The following is a 14,619-nucleotide window of genomic DNA, read 5'->3' as shown; positions in this document are numbered from 1 at the left end:
GTCCCGTCATCGAGGGCATGCGCACGCGCGGGTTCGGCCGGATCATCCTGATCTCGTCGATCAACGGCCAGAAGGGCCAGGCCGGCCAGACCAACTATTCGGCCGCCAAGGCCGGCGTGATCGGTTTTGCCAAGGCGCTGGCCCAGGAGAGTGCCTCGAAGGGCATCACCGTCAACGTAATCGCGCCGGGCTACATCGCCACCGACATGGTGATGGCGGTGGCGGAGGACATCCGCAACAAGATCATCTCGACGATTCCCGTCGGCCGCCTCGGCGAGGCCGAGGAGATCGCCCGCGCGGTGGAATACCTGGCGGCCGAGGATTCGGGCTTCATCACCGGCTCGACCCTGACGATCAACGGCGCCCAGTACATCGCCTGATCCGAACATCGCGCGGCTCCCGCCCCGGTAGCCGCGCCCCTCACTCGATGCCGACACAGTTGGCGTAGAACGTCGTGGTCGCCGGCCAGTCCGAGAAGACGGCCGTCACGCCGACGTCCCGGTAGAGGACGTCGAGCAGGGTGAGCATGTCGCCGTCCCGGTCGATCAGCGGCCGGATCGACCGGTAATAGGGCCCGCCCCCGTCCTTCAGCGGCCCCGAGCGCTCCAGCGACCAGGCGACGAGGTCGAGGCCGGCGGCACGCGCCGCCCGCGCATAGGCGGAGGGCTCGATCTGTCCGTTCGCTCCCACCCGCACCAGCATCCAGAGCGGCGGCGCCAGCGTGCGCAGGCCGAGGGCCGCCAGGTCCGCCATGCCGGGCTTCCAGCTCTCGGGAGCCTCCGGGTCGAAGCCCGGGTCGGTCTCGTCGCGGTTGTCGAGCCAGAGGGCCCGACGGCCGAAGTCCGGTTCCGCCTTCAGCCAGTACAGGATGTCCCGCAGCTGAAAGCTCTGCGGTCGGACGTCCGAGGCGGGCACGCCGGCCTGACGATAGGCGTCGATCATCGCCTGGGCGTATTGGTCCTGGGTGTAGCTCTCGAACGGCATCGTCACCTCGGGCGCCTTCAGCTCCGGAGTGAACTGCCGCCCCAGGGACTTCACCAGGGCAATGTACTCGCCATGCGTCATCAGGGTGCCGGTGGTGGCGTAGAGGTCCGTGCGCCAGCGCGGCGTGGCGTTCATGTAGGCGGCGCGCGTGGTCGCGTTCGCGTCGAAGGCGTCCATCTTGCCGTTCAGGGTCTTGAACTCGGCGAGCGTCAGGTCGCTGGTGCAGCAGCGCGCCGACGCCTTGCGCCCGGCGGCGGGGTCGGCCGGCTGGAAATCCGCGGTGCACTTGGCCGCGAGTTCCGGGCGCGCCAGGATGTCGGTGGTGGTGTGCAGGTCGCACTGGGCATGGCGGCAGACGAGCTGCTGGTCCCGCGTGAAGGCGACGTCGCACTCGATCACCCCGGCCCCCATCCGGGCCGCCGCCAGCACGCCCTCCCGCGTATGCTCGGGAAACTGCAGGGGCGCGCCCCGGTGGGAGATCGAGAACCGGCGGGCGGTGTAGACGCGGTCGGCGCCGCAGGCCTGAAGGCGGTCCTTCAGGGGTCCGGGCTTCATGCTGTCGACGAGATAGAACGGGCGCGGCCCGATCTGGGCGGCCTCGCCGGCGCGGGCCGTGCCCCCGGTCAAGGCGGCGAGCAGCGACGCTCCCAGTACCATCGCGCGCATGGGCTCAAGCTCCCCGGCTTCGTTCACAGTGGAATCGAGGCGTAGCGATGCTGCGTGACCGGCCGGTGAAGGTGGCCCGGCCCCCGTTGCCATCCGAGCCGGCACTATGGAACAGGGGCCTCCCCTGCTCCACCCTCGCGGCGCCCTACATGTCCCGTGCGACCCTGCTCGGCTTCTGCGCGATCCTGCTCTGGTCGCTCTTTGCCCTGCTGACGACGCTGTCGGGCGCGGTGCCGCCGTTCCAGCTCGCCGCGTGACCTTCGCGATCGGGGGGCTCGTCGGCTGCGCCAGCTGGATCGTGCGACCGGCGGGAATCCGGGCCCTGCGCCAGCCCTGGCGGGTCTGGCTGCTCGGCATCGGCGGGCTGTTCGGCTAGCACGCCCTGTACTTCGCGGCCCTTCGCTTGGCGCCACCGGCGGAGGCCGGGCTGATCAACTACCTCTGGCCCCTGCTCATCGTGCTCCTGTCGGCGCACCTGCCGGGTGCGCCCGGCCTGAGGGCGGGGCATCTTGGCGGCGCGGCCCTCGGCCTTGCGGGCGTCGCGGCCCTGTTCGCCGGTCGCGGCGGGTTCGAGTTCGCGGCCGGGGCGCTGCCGGGCTACCTCGCCGCGCTGGCGGCCGCCTTCGTCTGGGCGGGCTATTCCGTGCTGTCGGCCCGGGTCGGCGCGGTACCGACCGGTGCGGTCGCGGGCTTCTGCCTCGCCACCGCCGCCCTGAGCTTCGCCTGCCACCGCGCCTTCGAGGCGACGGTATGGCCAGAGGGCGCCGTGCAATGGGCCGCGATCCTCGCCCTCGGCCTCGGGCCGGTGGGGGCGGCCTTCTACCTCTGGGATATCGGCGTGAAGCGGGGCGACCTGCGGCTTCTCGGAGTCGCCGCCTACGCCGCGCCCATCCTCTCGACGCTCGCCCTCGTGGCGGGCGGCCATGCCCGCCCGAGCCCGGCCCTGGGCCTCGCCTGCGCGCTCATCGTTCTCGGCGCCGGGGTGGCGGTGCGGGCCTCGCGCCGGGGCCTCGGCTAGGTTCGCGGCGTCGGGCGCCAGTCCGGCGGGGCCATCTCGAAGCCGGAGAACTCGAAGGCCGGCGAGACCGTGCAGCCGACCAGCGTCCAGGCCCCGAGGCTGGTGGCGGTCTGCCAATGCCCGGCCGGGACCACGATTTGCGGCTGCTGCCCCCGTATCAGGTCGGGGCCGAGATAGGCGGCCGCCGCATCGTGTCCGTTGGGACTGACGGTGAGGACGAGGGGCGCCCCCGCATGCCAGTGCCAGATCTCGGCCGCATCGACCCGGTGCCACTCGGAGACTTCGCCGAGATCGAGGAGGTAGTAGATCGCGCTGCCGACCGAGCGGCCCTCCACCGTGCGCGGATCGCGAAACGTCTCGCGGTAATGGCCCCCCTCGGGATGCGGCGCGAGCCCGAGGCGCGCGATCACCTCGGCGGCGGACGGACCCTGTCCCTGCATCGCGCCCTGTCCCTGAAACCCGGCACTCATCGACAAACTCCCTCGCGCGGCTTCATGGGATGGCGCCCTGCGGCAGGCTGAGCCCGGGGGGCGCCTTGGCGCCGGCATCCGGGCCTGCGGCCTTGGCCCGGACCTTCTTCACGGCATCCTTGTTCGGGGCGTCCCGGGCCTTCGGCCCGCCCTTGGCCGCGACCGGCGCACCCTTCACGACGGGAGCCTCGCCGCATTCGCGAAACCCGAGCTGGGCCAGACTCTGGCCCGTTTCGGACACGATGTTGAGCGTGTCGGGCAGGGTGGTCGACACGGCGTCCCAACGGATCGGGGCCCCGAGCATGGCCTCGAGGGAGCCAAGGCTGCCGCCCCGGCGCAGGGCGGACAGGTCCGGCCCATAGGCCGTGGCGGCCTTGCCCGCGATGACGACCTGGAGCACCCGCGTCGTCTCCGGGGTGAGCGGGCGCAGCGGGTTCTCGAGAACGATGAGGCCCGTGCGGGTGACCCAGACGGTGAAATTTCCCGGCCCCTCGTAGAGCGCGGCCTTCGCCTCGCACAGCACCGTCAGGCCCGGGAGGTTCGCCGCCGGCATCGTGGGTGCGGGCTTAACGATAGCGGACTCGGCGATTGCGGGCTCGGCGACGGTGGGGGGCGGCGAAACCGCAGCCGCGGGTTTCGGGGGCGCGGGTTTGGGCTTCGGCTTGGGTGGCGGCAGACGCTTCTTCGGCGCCGGGGCGGCCGGCGCCTCTGCCTCGGGCGGCGCGTCTGGCGCTTGCGCCGAAGCCGGCCCGGTCGCGAGAAGGACGGCGACCGGCGCAAGGAGAGCCCACAGGCGCGTGCGCAGGCGCACCATCAGCGATCCCCATCATCGTGGTGCCGGCCAGAGGCGTGCGGCCCCTGGGACAGGCGCCGGGCCTCGGGACCCGTCGTCGGCTCGATCTCGAGGGTCGACGCGGTGCGGTCGATGGGGCTGGCCCGCGCCGGCTCCAGGCTGCGGATCAGCAATTCCTCGCCATCGGCCTCGTCGATGAGATCGACCTCGCGCGACATGCGCAGTTCGGGCCGCTTGGCCCGCCCCAGCACCGAGACGACCAGGAGGCCGGAGAACAGGAGCGCCCCCAGGGCGCTCAGGATCAGGATGGTTTCCATAGTCTCGGTGCCTCGCCGGGCCCAGCGTTAGCCCAGGACGGGGCGCGTTGCATCCTTTCCCGAGCGGCCGTCGCTCCGGGCTCCGTGTCGCCGCCGGCCCGGAACGGTCCTTGCGTGTGGGCACACAGATGTCAGAAGCGGAGGGTCCGCGTCGGCGACGCGACGGCGCTGGACCCTTCGAAGGTTCGACGCCCGAATGTCGTCCGTGTCGCGTAGGACGCGGTTGCCCGCCTCACTCACGAACCTCAAGGCCGATCGATGCGCATGCATGACCTCCGGACGGCCGATGCAGCTCAAGGTTCCGGTCACCAGCCCGGAGACGTCGTGGGTCCGGAAGCGGAGAGCCTGGAGCAGGACCTCCTGCGGCTCATTGAGGAATCGCGTGAGCAGGCCGCCGAAGATCCGTTCCGCAATCCCGTCCTGGCGGTGACGCTGGCGATCACCCGGCGCTTCGACCGGGGCGAGATCGGCGAGGACGACCTCGACGCCCTGTTTCCCCGCCTGCGGGCCCAGTCCCTGGCGACGCGCGCCGAGCGCCTGCGCGCCTATGTGGGGCTGGACCGGGACGCGCAGGCCGCGCCCGACACCCGGATGGCGGCCCGGCTCGTCGCGGCCTTGCCCCGGCGCGAGGGCGATTTCGAGACCTTTCGCGATCTCGTGGGCCGCACGGGTTTCGCGGTGGTGTTCACCGCCCACCCGACCTTCGGCATGCCGCGCGCCGTCGCCGCCCTGATCGCCGAGGCCGCGAGCGAGGCGGAGGGCTCCGCCCGCGACCCGCTGGTCGCGCGCGCGGCCGACCTCTCCACCCGGCCGGACCCCAGGATCAGCCTCGACGACGAGTTCGACCAGGCATGCATCGCCGCCAATCACGGCCGCGAAGCGGTCGATGCCTTCAACGCCGCCCTGCTCGACGCCGCGCGCGCGCGCTGGCCCGACCGCTGGACCGAACTCGTGCCCAAGCCCTTCGCCATCGCGAGCTGGGTCGGGTGCGACACGGACGGGCGCACCGACATCGGCTGGTGGGACACCCTGCGCTACCGTCTCGAATCGAAGCGCATGCAGCTCGACCGGGTGATGCGCCAGTTGCCCCAGCTGCCCGCGACCCAGGTGGTGCGCGACCTGACGGGGAATGCGCTCGCCGCCGTGAACCGCCAGCTCGCCGTGGCGCCCCGCCTCGGCACCAAGCCTTCGCTGGAGGCGGTGCACCGCTTCGCGCTCGCCCTGATCATCGAGCGCGAGCGCGCGCAGACGGATTCCAGCGCGATCCTGGCCGGGCTCGCGGGCGCCGTCGGCGGCGTCGCGTCCGAGGCGGACAAGCGCAGCGTCGCGCTCCTGCGCGCCGGCATCGCCACCCACGGCCTCTCGAACGCCCTGCCGCATTTCCGGCTCAACGCCAGCCAGATCCACAACGCGGTGCGCCGCGTCACCGACCTGGAGGGCGAACCCACCGACGCCGCGCAGCGCCGCTCGCACCTGGCCACCATCCACGCGCTGCTCAACGACGTGCGCGCGGTGGACGTGGATTTCGGGGCGCTCGCCGCCGAGCGTGCCTCCGCCGCCCGCCTGATGATGACGATCACCCAGATCCTCAAGCACGTGGACGGCACGCACCCGGTGCGCTTCCTCATCGCCGAGACCGAGACCGGCTACACCCTGCTCGCCGCCCTCTGGCTGGCGCGGCACTACGGCATTGCCGACAAGGTCGAGATCACGCCGCTATTCGAGACGGCCAGCGCCCTGGAGCAGGGCGTGCGCGTCCTCGACGACGCCCTGCGCAATCCGCACTGGCGCCAGTACCTCAAGCGCATCGGCCGGCTGACCGTGCAGTTCGGCTACTCGGATTCCGGGCGCTATGTCGGCCAGCTCGCCGCGAGCTTCTGGATCGAGCGCCTGCGCCTGCGCATCACCGAACTGATGGTGCAGAACGACCTGACCGGGGTCGAGCTCGCGATCTTCGACACCCACGGCGAATCCATCGGCCGGGGCGCGCACCCGACCTCGCTGCGCGACCGCCTGGCCTATCTCGCCCCCGAGGATGCCCGCCGGCGCAACCGGGCGGCGGGCATCCGGGTGCGGCTCGAATCGAGCTTCCAGGGCTCTGACGGCTACCTGATGTTCGGTACCCTGCCGCTGGCGCAGGCGACGGTGGAGCGCATCGCCGAGCACGTCTTCGCCCTCGATGTCGCCGACGACGATTCCTTCGCCGACTACGTCCTGTCCGATCCGGCGAGCGGAGCCGACGAGACCGACGACCCGATCTACGCCGAGCCGGATTTCGCCGCGGAGTTCTTCACCGTCGTGCGCCAGGACATGGAGGCGCTGGTGGACGACGCGGGCTACGCCGCCCTGCTGGGCACCTTCGGCCCGAGCCTCCTCGACCGCACCGGCTCGCGCCCGGTGGCCCGCCAGACCGACGGCGGCGGGCCGGCCATGATCACCCATCCGCGCCAGATGCGGGCGATCCCCAACAACGCGATCCTGCAGCAGCTCGGCTTCCTCGGAAACTCCCTGCACGGAGTCGGCCGCGCCGCCGGGCGGACGCCGGACCTGTTCCGCGACATGCGGCGCGATTCCGTGCGCTTTTCCCGCGCCTTCCGCATGGTGCAGCACGCGGCCAGCGTCTCCGACCTCGACGTGCTGCGCGCCTATATCGACACCCTCGATCCGGCGGTGTGGCTGGAGCGGGCCCGGCGCACCCAGCGCGACGGCCGGCGCGAGGAGCTCGTGGTCATCGCCAACGCCCTCGACCGCCTGCACTTGGCCCCCGACCTGCGCCACCTGTTCGGCCGCCTCACCTGCGACTGGCTCAGCCTGCAGGTGGCCGCCCCGGACCTCGGCCGGATGTCGGCCCGCCTCACCCTGCTGCACGCGATCCGGCTGGCCCTGATCCACCGGATCTGGTTCCTGGCCGTGCACATCCCGGGGTTCCGCCCGCAATCGGGGGTGAGCCGTGAAGCGCTGATCGAGCGCTTCCTGCGCCTCGACATCGACGGCTGCCTCACGCTGCTGGAGGACATCTTCCCGATCACCCCCGATCCGACGCTGGGCCTGAATTTCGGCGAGCCCGCCGGCCCGCGCGACGTCGGTACCTACGAGGCCGAGCACCGGACGCTGTTCGAGCCGATCCGACGCAGCTTCCTGCGGGTCCGCGAGATCTCGGGCATGATCCAGCACGAGGTCGGGGCGTTCGGGTAGCGCGCGACCGGAGGCGTTCCATGCGGCAAACGCTCTGGGACCAGATCCAGGAGACGGTCCGGGCGCGCGAGGCCTGCGTCCTGGCCGGCCGCGACCCCGACGAAGACGTGGCCGGCTACCTCGTCGATGCCGCCGGGCAGCGTCATTGGTGCCGGAAGGCGCGCTGGCGCTGGTATTCCGACAGCGTGACCGGAACATCGACGCCGGTCGAAGGGCAGGATAACGGGCCAGAGCACGTTCGTGTCGACGAGCGAACCCGAACCTGACGGTTGTGGGCTTCGAGAGGCAAAACCGGCGGCCACTTTCGCGAAGACGGCTTTAAGCCGCCACCACCGTCAGCAGGGTGCCCTCTACCCCGGTCACCCGCACCCGCGCGCCGAGCGGCGCATCCGCTCCGGCGACACGCCAGAGGGTGTCGTTGACGCGGATATGACCTTCGCCGGACACGATCGGCGCCACCAGCACGTAATCCCGCCCGACGAGGCCCTGCGCGCCCTGGTTCAGGGCGTTCGCGCCCGCCTTGGTCCGGCGGCTCGCCACGACGGCGAAGGCCACCGACAGGCCGCCGAACAGGAGGATCTGGCCCTGCCAGGGCATCGGCACGAGGAGGATCTGCAGCCCCGTCACCAGGGCCGCGAGGCCGAGCCAGAGCAGGAACACGCCCGAGGCGACGAGTTCGGTTCCCATCAGCACGAGGCCGATCAGGATCCAAGTCCAGGCCGGCCCGATCGCCTCGACGAAGGAAGCGATCATCGCGCACCACCCCCGACATTCGGCGGCAGGCCGGCGCTCTTGCGGGGTGCGGCCCCCTCGCCGAAGACGCTGCGGGTGATCTCGGCGATGCCGCCGAGGGTGCCGGCGAGGGCGGCGGCCTCGATCGGCACCACCACCACGCGCTGGTTGGGAGCCGTGGCGATGGCTTTGACGGCCTCCACGTACTTTTCGGCCACGAGGAAGTTCGCCGCCGCGATGTCACCCTTGGCGATGGCCTCGCTCACGAGTTGTGTCGCCCGCGCCTCGGCTTCCGCACCGCGCTCACGCGCCTCCGCATCGCGAAAGGCCGCCTCCTTGCGCCCTTCGGCCTCCAGGATCGCCGATTGCTTGCGTCCTTCGGCCCGCAGGATCTCCGCCTGCCGGTGGCCTTCCGCCTCCAGCACGGAGGCGCGCTTCTCGCGCTCGGCCTTCATCTGCCGGGCCATGGCACCGGCAAGATCGGCGGGGGGCACGATGTCCTTGATCTCGATGCGGGTCATCTTCACGCCCCAGGGCGAGGCCGCCGCATCCATGACCCGCAGCAGGCGCTCGTTGATCTCGTCGCGATGCGAGAGCAGCTGGTCGAGGTCCATGGAGCCGACCACGGTGCGGATGTTGGTCATGGTCAGGGTCATCACCGCGACTTCGAGCTTCGAGACCTCGTAGGAGGCCCGCGCCGCATCGAGCACCTGGTAGAATACCACCGCGTCGATCCGCACGCCCGCATTGTCGCGTGTGAAGGCCTCCTGGCTCGGCACGTCGATGACCTGCTCCATCACGTTCACCCGCCGGCCGATGCGCTCGACGTAGGGCGCGATGAGGCCGAGCCCGGATTCCAGGCTGCGATGGTATTTTCCGAACCGCTCCACGGTGTAGACGTGCCCCTGCGGCACGATGTTGATGCCGATGGCCAGCGTCACTACGACGAGCCCCACGAGCACCACCGCCGCGATGCTCACGCCCATAGACAGATCCATGCCCGGCCCCCGAACGACCCCCTCGGCATTGAGACCGGCGCTGCCCGCGGATGCAAGCCGTCTCAGCGGGCCCAGACGCCGAGGCGCTCGGCGCGGGCGCGGTCCTCGGCCGCCACGAGGTCGGGCGTGGCTTCCGGCGAGGCACGGCCGCCGCCGTTGAACAGCACCACCTCCGAAAGGTCGCGCCCGTCCACCGAGCACAGGCGGGCTTCGCTCCCGGCCACCGGCTGGCAGGTCACGATGCGCCCGGCGAGATAGCGGGTGAGTTCGTCGGCCTGCCCGCCCCGCACCCACTCCACCCCGAACAGCCGCACGAGCTTGCCGCCGACACGCAGGGTGGCGGTGTCGATGACCTCGACGGGACCGCTGATCTCGTTGGCGCGGGCGGGCTTGGCCGCCGGGCTCTCCTCGGGCGCGGCCGGGCTCATGTCCGGGGCGCTCGGCGGCGGGGTCGCGGCGGAAGCGGGCGGTTGCGGCGGTGCCGGGACTTGAGCCTGCGCCTGGTTCCGGGTCTCGGGCGGTGGGGACTCCTCCTCGTCGACGCCTCCCCGGCCGGTCAGGACCGCCACCAGCGTGAGGAGAGCGACGGCGCCGAGCCCCAGGGGCAGGACACGGCGGGAGAGGGCATCGCGCAGAATGTTGCGGTCGCGGGCGACCTCGCGCAGGCGCGAGGCGGTGTCGGCGATCCTGCCTCGGGCGTAGCCGGTGGCGCTGCGCGTGCCTTCGCGCAGGCGGCCGGCGACGATCCCGGATTGGCTCGGCTCAGCGGGAGAGACGGCGTCCGGCGTCGAGGGCGCCGGCATGGCGCGGGCGGAGCGCAAGGCGGCCAGGCGATCGGACACGGTGGTGGCGAAGGCGCGCCCGCGCGTGGCCGTGCGGGACATGAGGGACCGGGCCAGGACCGATTGCGCTCCGACGAAGCGGGCGGTCGCCGCCTTGAAATCCTCGGTCGGCTCGGCCGGTGGCTCGGGCACGGGGTCCGGCTCTGGCGGCGGCGGTAGGAACAGCGTGGGGTGCCGGTCGCGCAACCCGTCGAACAGGGCTGCGAGATCCATCGGCACCGTCCGGCCGTCGTCCCCGGTGACGAGGCGCGGCGCGCCGGCCCGGTCGACCACGCGGTAGCCGGGCGGGTCCGGAATCGGCTCCAAGGCCGCCTCGGCCAGGAGCGCGAGCGTGCGCCGGGCCACGGGGTAGACGCCCTGGCGCGCGATCTCCTCGGCGATCCGCGCACGCAGGGCGTCGCGATCCGGTGCCGTCACATCCCGTCGCGCCGCGTCGGGCGCGGGCGGGGGTGAATTTCGTTCATCCAAGACGCGGGGAACTCCGGACAAGACGTGACGCGCGAGGGCGGGCCCGCTTCAGGCGCCGCGTTGGCCACCCGCTATAGCGCTCTGCGGTCCAGGGCCATAGCGGCGCAGAACACGGCTCGACTCGGCCACGATGAGCGGACGAGGCTCGGCGAAGCTGATCGTGAGGCTCAGTTCGGAAACGCCCTGCGAGCGAGCGCCCCGGGCCGGGTTGTCCGCCCGGAAATCGAAGGTGGTGCGGACGATGCAGGTGGCGGTGGCGGCGTTGCAGGCGGTGCGGGTCGCGCCCCCTTGCGCCTCGTAGCGCCGCTCGGGCCAGCGCCGGGCGAAGCGCCGCTTCTCCGCCATCAGGGCGGCCAGCGACAGGGTGCGGCCGTGGAACTGGACCTGCTCGGCGTAGAACCGGGGAGCCGCCGCGACCATGCCGTCGCCGGCGCCCGAGACGCTGTCGAGATAGGAGTTCGTCAGGCGCGTGGCGGCGATGGCCCATTCCGGAAAGCGCGCTTCGGACGGGGCCACCGGCAGGGAAACCATCGCGGGCATCCGTGCGATGCGCGGGTGGACGCGCAGGCGCTCCGACGGCGCAGGCGCCTCCCGCGTCGCGGCCGCGCGTCGGGTTTCGGTCTCCGGTTCGGCGCCATGCCGGCGGCGGGGCGAGGCCATCGGCATCCGCTCGGGCCGGGTGGCCGCCTGGACGGCTGGCGTCTCCGCGAGGGACTTTGCCGGGACCGGCGTTTCGGCCACCGGCTTCTCGGGCGCCGGGGCCTCGGCCTGCGCCGCCGGCTGGCGCGCCGGAGGATCGACCCAGCCCGGCCGGGTCTGGGCCTGCGCCACGCCCGTGGTCAGCGCGACCGCGACCAGGGCGGCCGGGCACAGGAAGCGAACACCGTCGAAGCTCGAGCCGTGGCGCATGGCACATCACCGGGGTCGCGGCCGTGGTTTCGGGAAAAGGCGAGGCGTGTCGGACCGGACGACCGAGGTGAAACGTCGTCCGGGCTCGCTAAGTTTCCCTGAATCCGCAGGCGGTCCGCGTGGGTGTGGATGGGGTGCGGGAATAGCGGGTGGTGTGGCCCCGCAGCCTCGCCTTTCCGGGAGGCGCGCCTCCCGTCACCACCGACCCTTGTCATTGCCAAGCCTGAGCCCAACTTGTGGATCGGGTCCGGGCCCCTCTGGCGGTCGAGGCGTTGACCGTGATGTCGGACCCTTCCATGCCTTTGCGCTGACGCGGCGCGAACGCACCGGAGGGTTACGACCTCATGGTTTCTCGTTGCATCCCGTTAGTCCCCATCTCGTCCGAGGCGCCACGATGAGCGCACCCTCTCCGGACACGCCCCGCAAGGCCCTCCTCCTCGTCAATCCGAACGCCCGCAACGGCAGCTTTTCCCTGGACGAGGTGCGCAACGTTCTGCGCCAGGGCGGCATCGAACCCTTCGAGCCGGAGGGCGACGGCGATTGCACAGCCGTGATCAAGCGCCACGCCAAGGGCCGCGACCTCGTCATCCTCGGCGGCGGCGACGGCACCCTGAACGCGGCGGCGCCCGCCCTGGTGGAGACTGGCCTGCCGCTCGGCATCCTGCCGCTCGGCACCGCCAACGACCTCGCCCGCTCGCTGGGCCTGCCGCCGGACCCGGTGGAGGCGGCCCGCCTCATCACCACCGAGGAGGCGCGGCCCGCCGACCTCGGCTGCGTCAACGGTCACTACTACTTCAATGTCGCCAGCATCGGCTTCTCGGCGGATCTCGCCGGCGATCTCACGGCGGAATCGAAGAAGACCTGGGGCACCCTCGGCTACGGCATCGCGGCGATCCGCGTGCTGCGGCGGATGCGGCCCTTCACGGTCTACATCGAGCATGACGGGCAGACCGAGACGGTGCGCACCATTCAGGTCTCGGTGGGCAACGGGCGCCACTACGGCGGCGGCATGACGGTGGAGGAGACCGCCACCGTCGACGACGGCAAGCTCGATTTCTACAGCCTGGAGGTCGCGCATTGGTGGCGGCTGCTGGCCCTGCTGCCCGCCCTGCGCAAGGGCACCCAGGGCAAGGCCGCGGATGTACGCGCCTTCAGCACCACCGAGATCGTGGTCAAGACGAAGAAGCCGCGCCCGGTCAACACCGATGGCGAACTCTCCACCTACACGCCGGCCCATTTCAAGGTCCTGCCCAGGGCGGTGCGGATCTTCAGCCCGGCGCCGGCCGAGCGGCCGGGCGTGGTGCCCAGCGGACACACCCCCGCCGTCTGATCGAGTGGCGCGCGATTTTACCGACCCCTTCTCACCTGCTCCAGAACCCGCGCCCTCGGAGCAGGTCCCGACCCCTATAGAGAGAGACCGACGTGGACAGCCTGCTTCAACTCGCCAGCGATCCGACAGCCTGGGCGGCACTCGCCACCCTGGTGGTGATGGAGGTCGTACTCGGCATCGACAACCTCATCTTCATCTCGATCCTCACCAACAAGCTGCCGCCCGAGCATCAGCACAACGCCCGCCGCATCGGCATCGGCCTCGCCCTGATCCTGCGCCTCGGGCTCCTCGCCACCATCGCCTACATCGTCGCCCTGACGCAGCCGGTCTTCGAGGTGTTCGGCAAGGGCTTCTCCTGGCGTGACCTGATCCTCATCGCAGGCGGCCTGTTCCTCCTGTGGAAGGCCACCAAGGAGATCCATCACACCGTCGATCCGGAGCCGGAAACCGGTACGGGGATCGGCAAGGCGGGTCTCAGCTTCGCTGCGGCCATCGGCCAGATCCTCGTCCTCGACCTCGTCTTCTCCATCGACAGCATCATCACGGCGGTGGGCATGACCGAGCACGTCCCCATCATGGTGATCGCCGTGGTCACGGCCGTGGCGGTGATGCTTCTGGCCGCCGACCCGCTCTCGCGCTTCATCGCCGCCAACCCGACCGTCGTGATGCTGGCGCTCGGCTTCCTCATCATGATCGGCATGACGCTGATCGCGGAAGGCTTCGGGGCCCACGTGCCGAAGGGCTACATCTACACCGCCATGGCCTTCTCGGCCGGCGTCGAGGGCCTGAACATGCTGGCCCGGCGCCGCAGGCGGGCGCAGGCCGGAACCGTGACCCGGCCGTGAGGCGACGTGGTTAACGTTTCACGGGAAAACTGAAGGGGCGCGACCGGTCTCCCGGTCGCGCCCCTCTTCTTTCGACGTCCCGCCCGAACGACCGGCAGTGGATCGCCCGGGAAAAACTACAGGATGGGCTCGCGCGCCGCCGCTTCCTCGCGGGCGCAGGCGGCCTGATCCGGGGCGGCTCCGCCCGCGGCCACGAGCTTGCCGAGTTCGGCGCGGGCCTTCTCCAGGTCCGCCCGGAAGCCGGCATCGCCCTGGAGCGCCGCGAAGACCGCGCTGCCGGCGGTGCGTCCCGCCTCGATATCGCTGGCCCAGTGGAGGCCGCAGACGACACGGCTCTCGCCATAGGAGCGGGCGCGCACGAAGAATTGCGTCGTCTTCTCGGGCATCAAGGCAGCCATGATCGCCGCGTAGGTCCAGGCCTGAGTGGCGTGACTCGACGGGAAGCTGAAGGCGTTGCCGAGCTCCGAGGTGCGCATCACGCAGATCTCGGCGTCGTTGCCGACGAAGGGGCGCAGGCGCCGGTAATGCAGTTTCGGCGCCCGCGTCGCGTGGGCGATGTCGAGGCGGGCGCGTTCCAAGAGGGTCATCAGCGCGGGCGCGCGGGATTGGTCGATGCGCTGGCCGATGACGCAGGCGAAATCGTCGAGGATGGCCGAGGCTCCGTCCGCCACGTCGGTGGTGGCCAGGGCCCAGCGCGGGCTGCCCTTGAGGGACCGGGTGGCGTTGAAGGCGGCCTTGTCGGCGGCCTCCGCCGCCGATTGCCCCCGCGGCGGGGCACCGAGGAGGAGCACGGTGTCGGGGGCGCGGGCGTCGGAGAGGTAGGGCGCCCGTGCCGGCTGCCCCGGCGTCAGGGGAGTGGTCGCCATCGAGGGCGCGGAGGCCGGCTTCTGCGCGGCATCCTGCGCCAAAGCCGCCCAGGGCGCGGCCGCGAGAACGGTCAGGACGAGGGGCAGGCGGGCCATCGGCGTCTCGGGATCAGGGGTGGGTACGGAGCGAGTGCTGCGGGAGTATAGTGTTCCCCCGCGACAGGCATATGGCATTCCTCGACTGAA

14 protein-coding genes and 1 pseudogene are annotated in these 14,619 nt (G+C 71.5%); 6 read left to right on the top strand and 9 right to left on the bottom strand.

Annotated elements, in window-relative coordinates:
• A partial coding sequence (locus JWQ05_RS06670; protein ID WP_299656434.1) for an SDR family oxidoreductase occupies nt 1-380 on the top strand: 380 nt, incomplete at its 5' end.
• A gap of 40 nt (nt 381-420) precedes the next feature.
• Here JWQ05_RS06670 and JWQ05_RS06665 read toward each other — a convergent pair.
• On the bottom strand, nt 421-1,650 hold the full coding sequence (locus tag JWQ05_RS06665; RefSeq protein WP_299656431.1) for a glycerophosphodiester phosphodiesterase family protein: 1,230 nt from the start codon (nt 1,648-1,650) through the stop codon (nt 421-423).
• Between the two features lie 149 nt (nt 1,651-1,799).
• Here JWQ05_RS06665 and JWQ05_RS06660 point away from each other — a divergent pair.
• Nucleotides 1,800-2,668: pseudogene (locus JWQ05_RS06660) on the top strand (DMT family transporter).
• Here JWQ05_RS06660 and JWQ05_RS06655 read toward each other — a convergent pair.
• The 3 genes from JWQ05_RS06655 to JWQ05_RS06645 all read right to left on the bottom strand — a co-directional run bounded on the left by JWQ05_RS06655 (nt 2,665) and on the right by JWQ05_RS06645 (nt 4,248).
• Nucleotides 2,665-3,138 carry a cupin domain-containing protein gene (locus JWQ05_RS06655; protein ID WP_299656428.1) on the bottom strand — a complete coding sequence of 158 codons (474 nt, stop codon included), beginning with the start codon at nt 3,136-3,138 and terminating at the stop codon, nt 2,665-2,667. The pseudogene JWQ05_RS06660 and the gene JWQ05_RS06655 overlap by 4 nt on opposite strands.
• A gap of 22 nt (nt 3,139-3,160) precedes the next feature.
• Entirely contained in the window at nt 3,161-3,691 is a 531-nt protein-coding gene (locus tag JWQ05_RS06650) for a hypothetical protein (RefSeq protein WP_299656425.1), read from the bottom strand.
• A gap of 260 nt (nt 3,692-3,951) precedes the next feature.
• A complete protein-coding gene (locus tag JWQ05_RS06645; protein ID WP_299656422.1) occupies nt 3,952-4,248 on the bottom strand; it encodes a hypothetical protein in 297 nt (98 codons plus the stop codon).
• A gap of 258 nt (nt 4,249-4,506) precedes the next feature.
• Here JWQ05_RS06645 and JWQ05_RS06640 point away from each other — a divergent pair, with 258 nt between their 5' ends.
• Together JWQ05_RS06640 and JWQ05_RS06635 are read left to right on the top strand one after the other, a co-directional pair.
• Nucleotides 4,507-7,443, top strand: coding sequence for a phosphoenolpyruvate carboxylase (locus tag JWQ05_RS06640; RefSeq protein ID WP_299656419.1), 2,937 nt, complete (start codon nt 4,507-4,509; stop codon nt 7,441-7,443).
• Between the two features lie 20 nt (nt 7,444-7,463).
• The gene (locus JWQ05_RS06635) at nt 7,464-7,709 is read left to right on the top strand and encodes a hypothetical protein (RefSeq protein ID WP_299656416.1); all 246 of its coding nucleotides are present in this window, start codon (nt 7,464-7,466) and stop codon (nt 7,707-7,709) included.
• A 52-nt stretch (nt 7,710-7,761) separates the two neighbouring features.
• Here the strand turns inward: JWQ05_RS06635 and JWQ05_RS06630 are convergent, their stop codons facing one another.
• The 4 genes from JWQ05_RS06630 to JWQ05_RS06615 form a co-directional block, all read right to left on the bottom strand.
• A complete protein-coding gene (locus tag JWQ05_RS06630; protein WP_299656413.1) occupies nt 7,762-8,196 on the bottom strand; it encodes an NfeD family protein in 435 nt (144 codons plus the stop codon).
• Nucleotides 8,193-9,173 (bottom strand): SPFH domain-containing protein, encoded by a 981-nt coding sequence (locus tag JWQ05_RS06625; RefSeq protein ID WP_299656410.1) that lies wholly within the window; start codon nt 9,171-9,173, stop codon nt 8,193-8,195. The genes JWQ05_RS06630 and JWQ05_RS06625 overlap by 4 nt, the downstream gene beginning before the upstream one ends.
• Before the next feature lie 62 nt (nt 9,174-9,235).
• Nucleotides 9,236-10,432 (bottom strand): hypothetical protein, encoded by a 1,197-nt coding sequence (locus JWQ05_RS06620; protein ID WP_299656407.1) that lies wholly within the window; start codon nt 10,430-10,432, stop codon nt 9,236-9,238.
• A gap of 99 nt (nt 10,433-10,531) precedes the next feature.
• Nucleotides 10,532-11,392: a hypothetical protein gene (locus JWQ05_RS06615; RefSeq protein WP_299656404.1), complete on the bottom strand. Its 861-nt coding sequence runs from the start codon at nt 11,390-11,392 to the stop codon at nt 10,532-10,534.
• Between the two features lie 394 nt (nt 11,393-11,786).
• On the opposite strand from JWQ05_RS06615, the gene JWQ05_RS06610 reads away from it, so the two are divergent.
• Nucleotides 11,787-12,722 (top strand): lipid kinase, encoded by a 936-nt coding sequence (locus JWQ05_RS06610; RefSeq protein ID WP_299656401.1) that lies wholly within the window; start codon nt 11,787-11,789, stop codon nt 12,720-12,722.
• Between the two features lie 92 nt (nt 12,723-12,814).
• Entirely contained in the window at nt 12,815-13,567 is a 753-nt protein-coding gene (locus JWQ05_RS06605; protein WP_299656399.1) for a TerC family protein, read from the top strand.
• Nucleotides 13,568-13,683: 116 nt separating this feature from the next.
• On the opposite strand, the gene JWQ05_RS06600 is transcribed toward JWQ05_RS06605, so the two are convergent.
• A complete protein-coding gene (locus JWQ05_RS06600) occupies nt 13,684-14,529 on the bottom strand; it encodes a phosphatase PAP2 family protein (RefSeq protein WP_299656396.1) in 846 nt (281 codons plus the stop codon).
• Nucleotides 14,530-14,619 lie beyond the last annotated feature (90 nt).

Origin of the sequence: Methylobacterium sp., from assembly GCF_028290105.1 — a bacterium.
GTDB lineage: Bacteria > Pseudomonadota > Alphaproteobacteria > Rhizobiales > Beijerinckiaceae > Methylobacterium.
The sequence above is the reverse complement of the archived record's forward strand: the minus strand, read 5'-3'. Positions and strand labels throughout refer to the sequence as shown.

Bases quoted from the DNA above. Each gene is read 5' to 3' on its own strand.
- JWQ05_RS06665 (WP_299656431.1), bottom strand. From the start codon at position 1,650: ATGCGCGCGATGGTACTGGGAGCGTCGCTGCTCGCCGCCTTGACCGGG.
- JWQ05_RS06655 (WP_299656428.1), bottom strand. From the start codon at position 3,138: ATGAGTGCCGGGTTTCAGGGACAGGGCGCGATGCAGGGACAGGGTCCG.
- JWQ05_RS06650 (WP_299656425.1), bottom strand. From the start codon at position 3,691: ATGCCGGCGGCGAACCTCCCGGGCCTGACGGTGCTGTGCGAGGCGAAG.
- JWQ05_RS06645 (WP_299656422.1), bottom strand. From the start codon at position 4,248: ATGGAAACCATCCTGATCCTGAGCGCCCTGGGGGCGCTCCTGTTCTCC.
- JWQ05_RS06640 (WP_299656419.1), top strand. From the start codon at position 4,507: ATGCGCATGCATGACCTCCGGACGGCCGATGCAGCTCAAGGTTCCGGT.
- JWQ05_RS06635 (WP_299656416.1), top strand. From the start codon at position 7,464: ATGCGGCAAACGCTCTGGGACCAGATCCAGGAGACGGTCCGGGCGCGC.
- JWQ05_RS06630 (WP_299656413.1), bottom strand. From the start codon at position 8,196: ATGATCGCTTCCTTCGTCGAGGCGATCGGGCCGGCCTGGACTTGGATC.
- JWQ05_RS06625 (WP_299656410.1), bottom strand. From the start codon at position 9,173: ATGGATCTGTCTATGGGCGTGAGCATCGCGGCGGTGGTGCTCGTGGGG.
- JWQ05_RS06615 (WP_299656404.1), bottom strand. From the start codon at position 11,392: ATGCGCCACGGCTCGAGCTTCGACGGTGTTCGCTTCCTGTGCCCGGCC.
- JWQ05_RS06610 (WP_299656401.1), top strand. From the start codon at position 11,787: ATGAGCGCACCCTCTCCGGACACGCCCCGCAAGGCCCTCCTCCTCGTC.
- JWQ05_RS06600 (WP_299656396.1), bottom strand. From the start codon at position 14,529: ATGGCCCGCCTGCCCCTCGTCCTGACCGTTCTCGCGGCCGCGCCCTGG.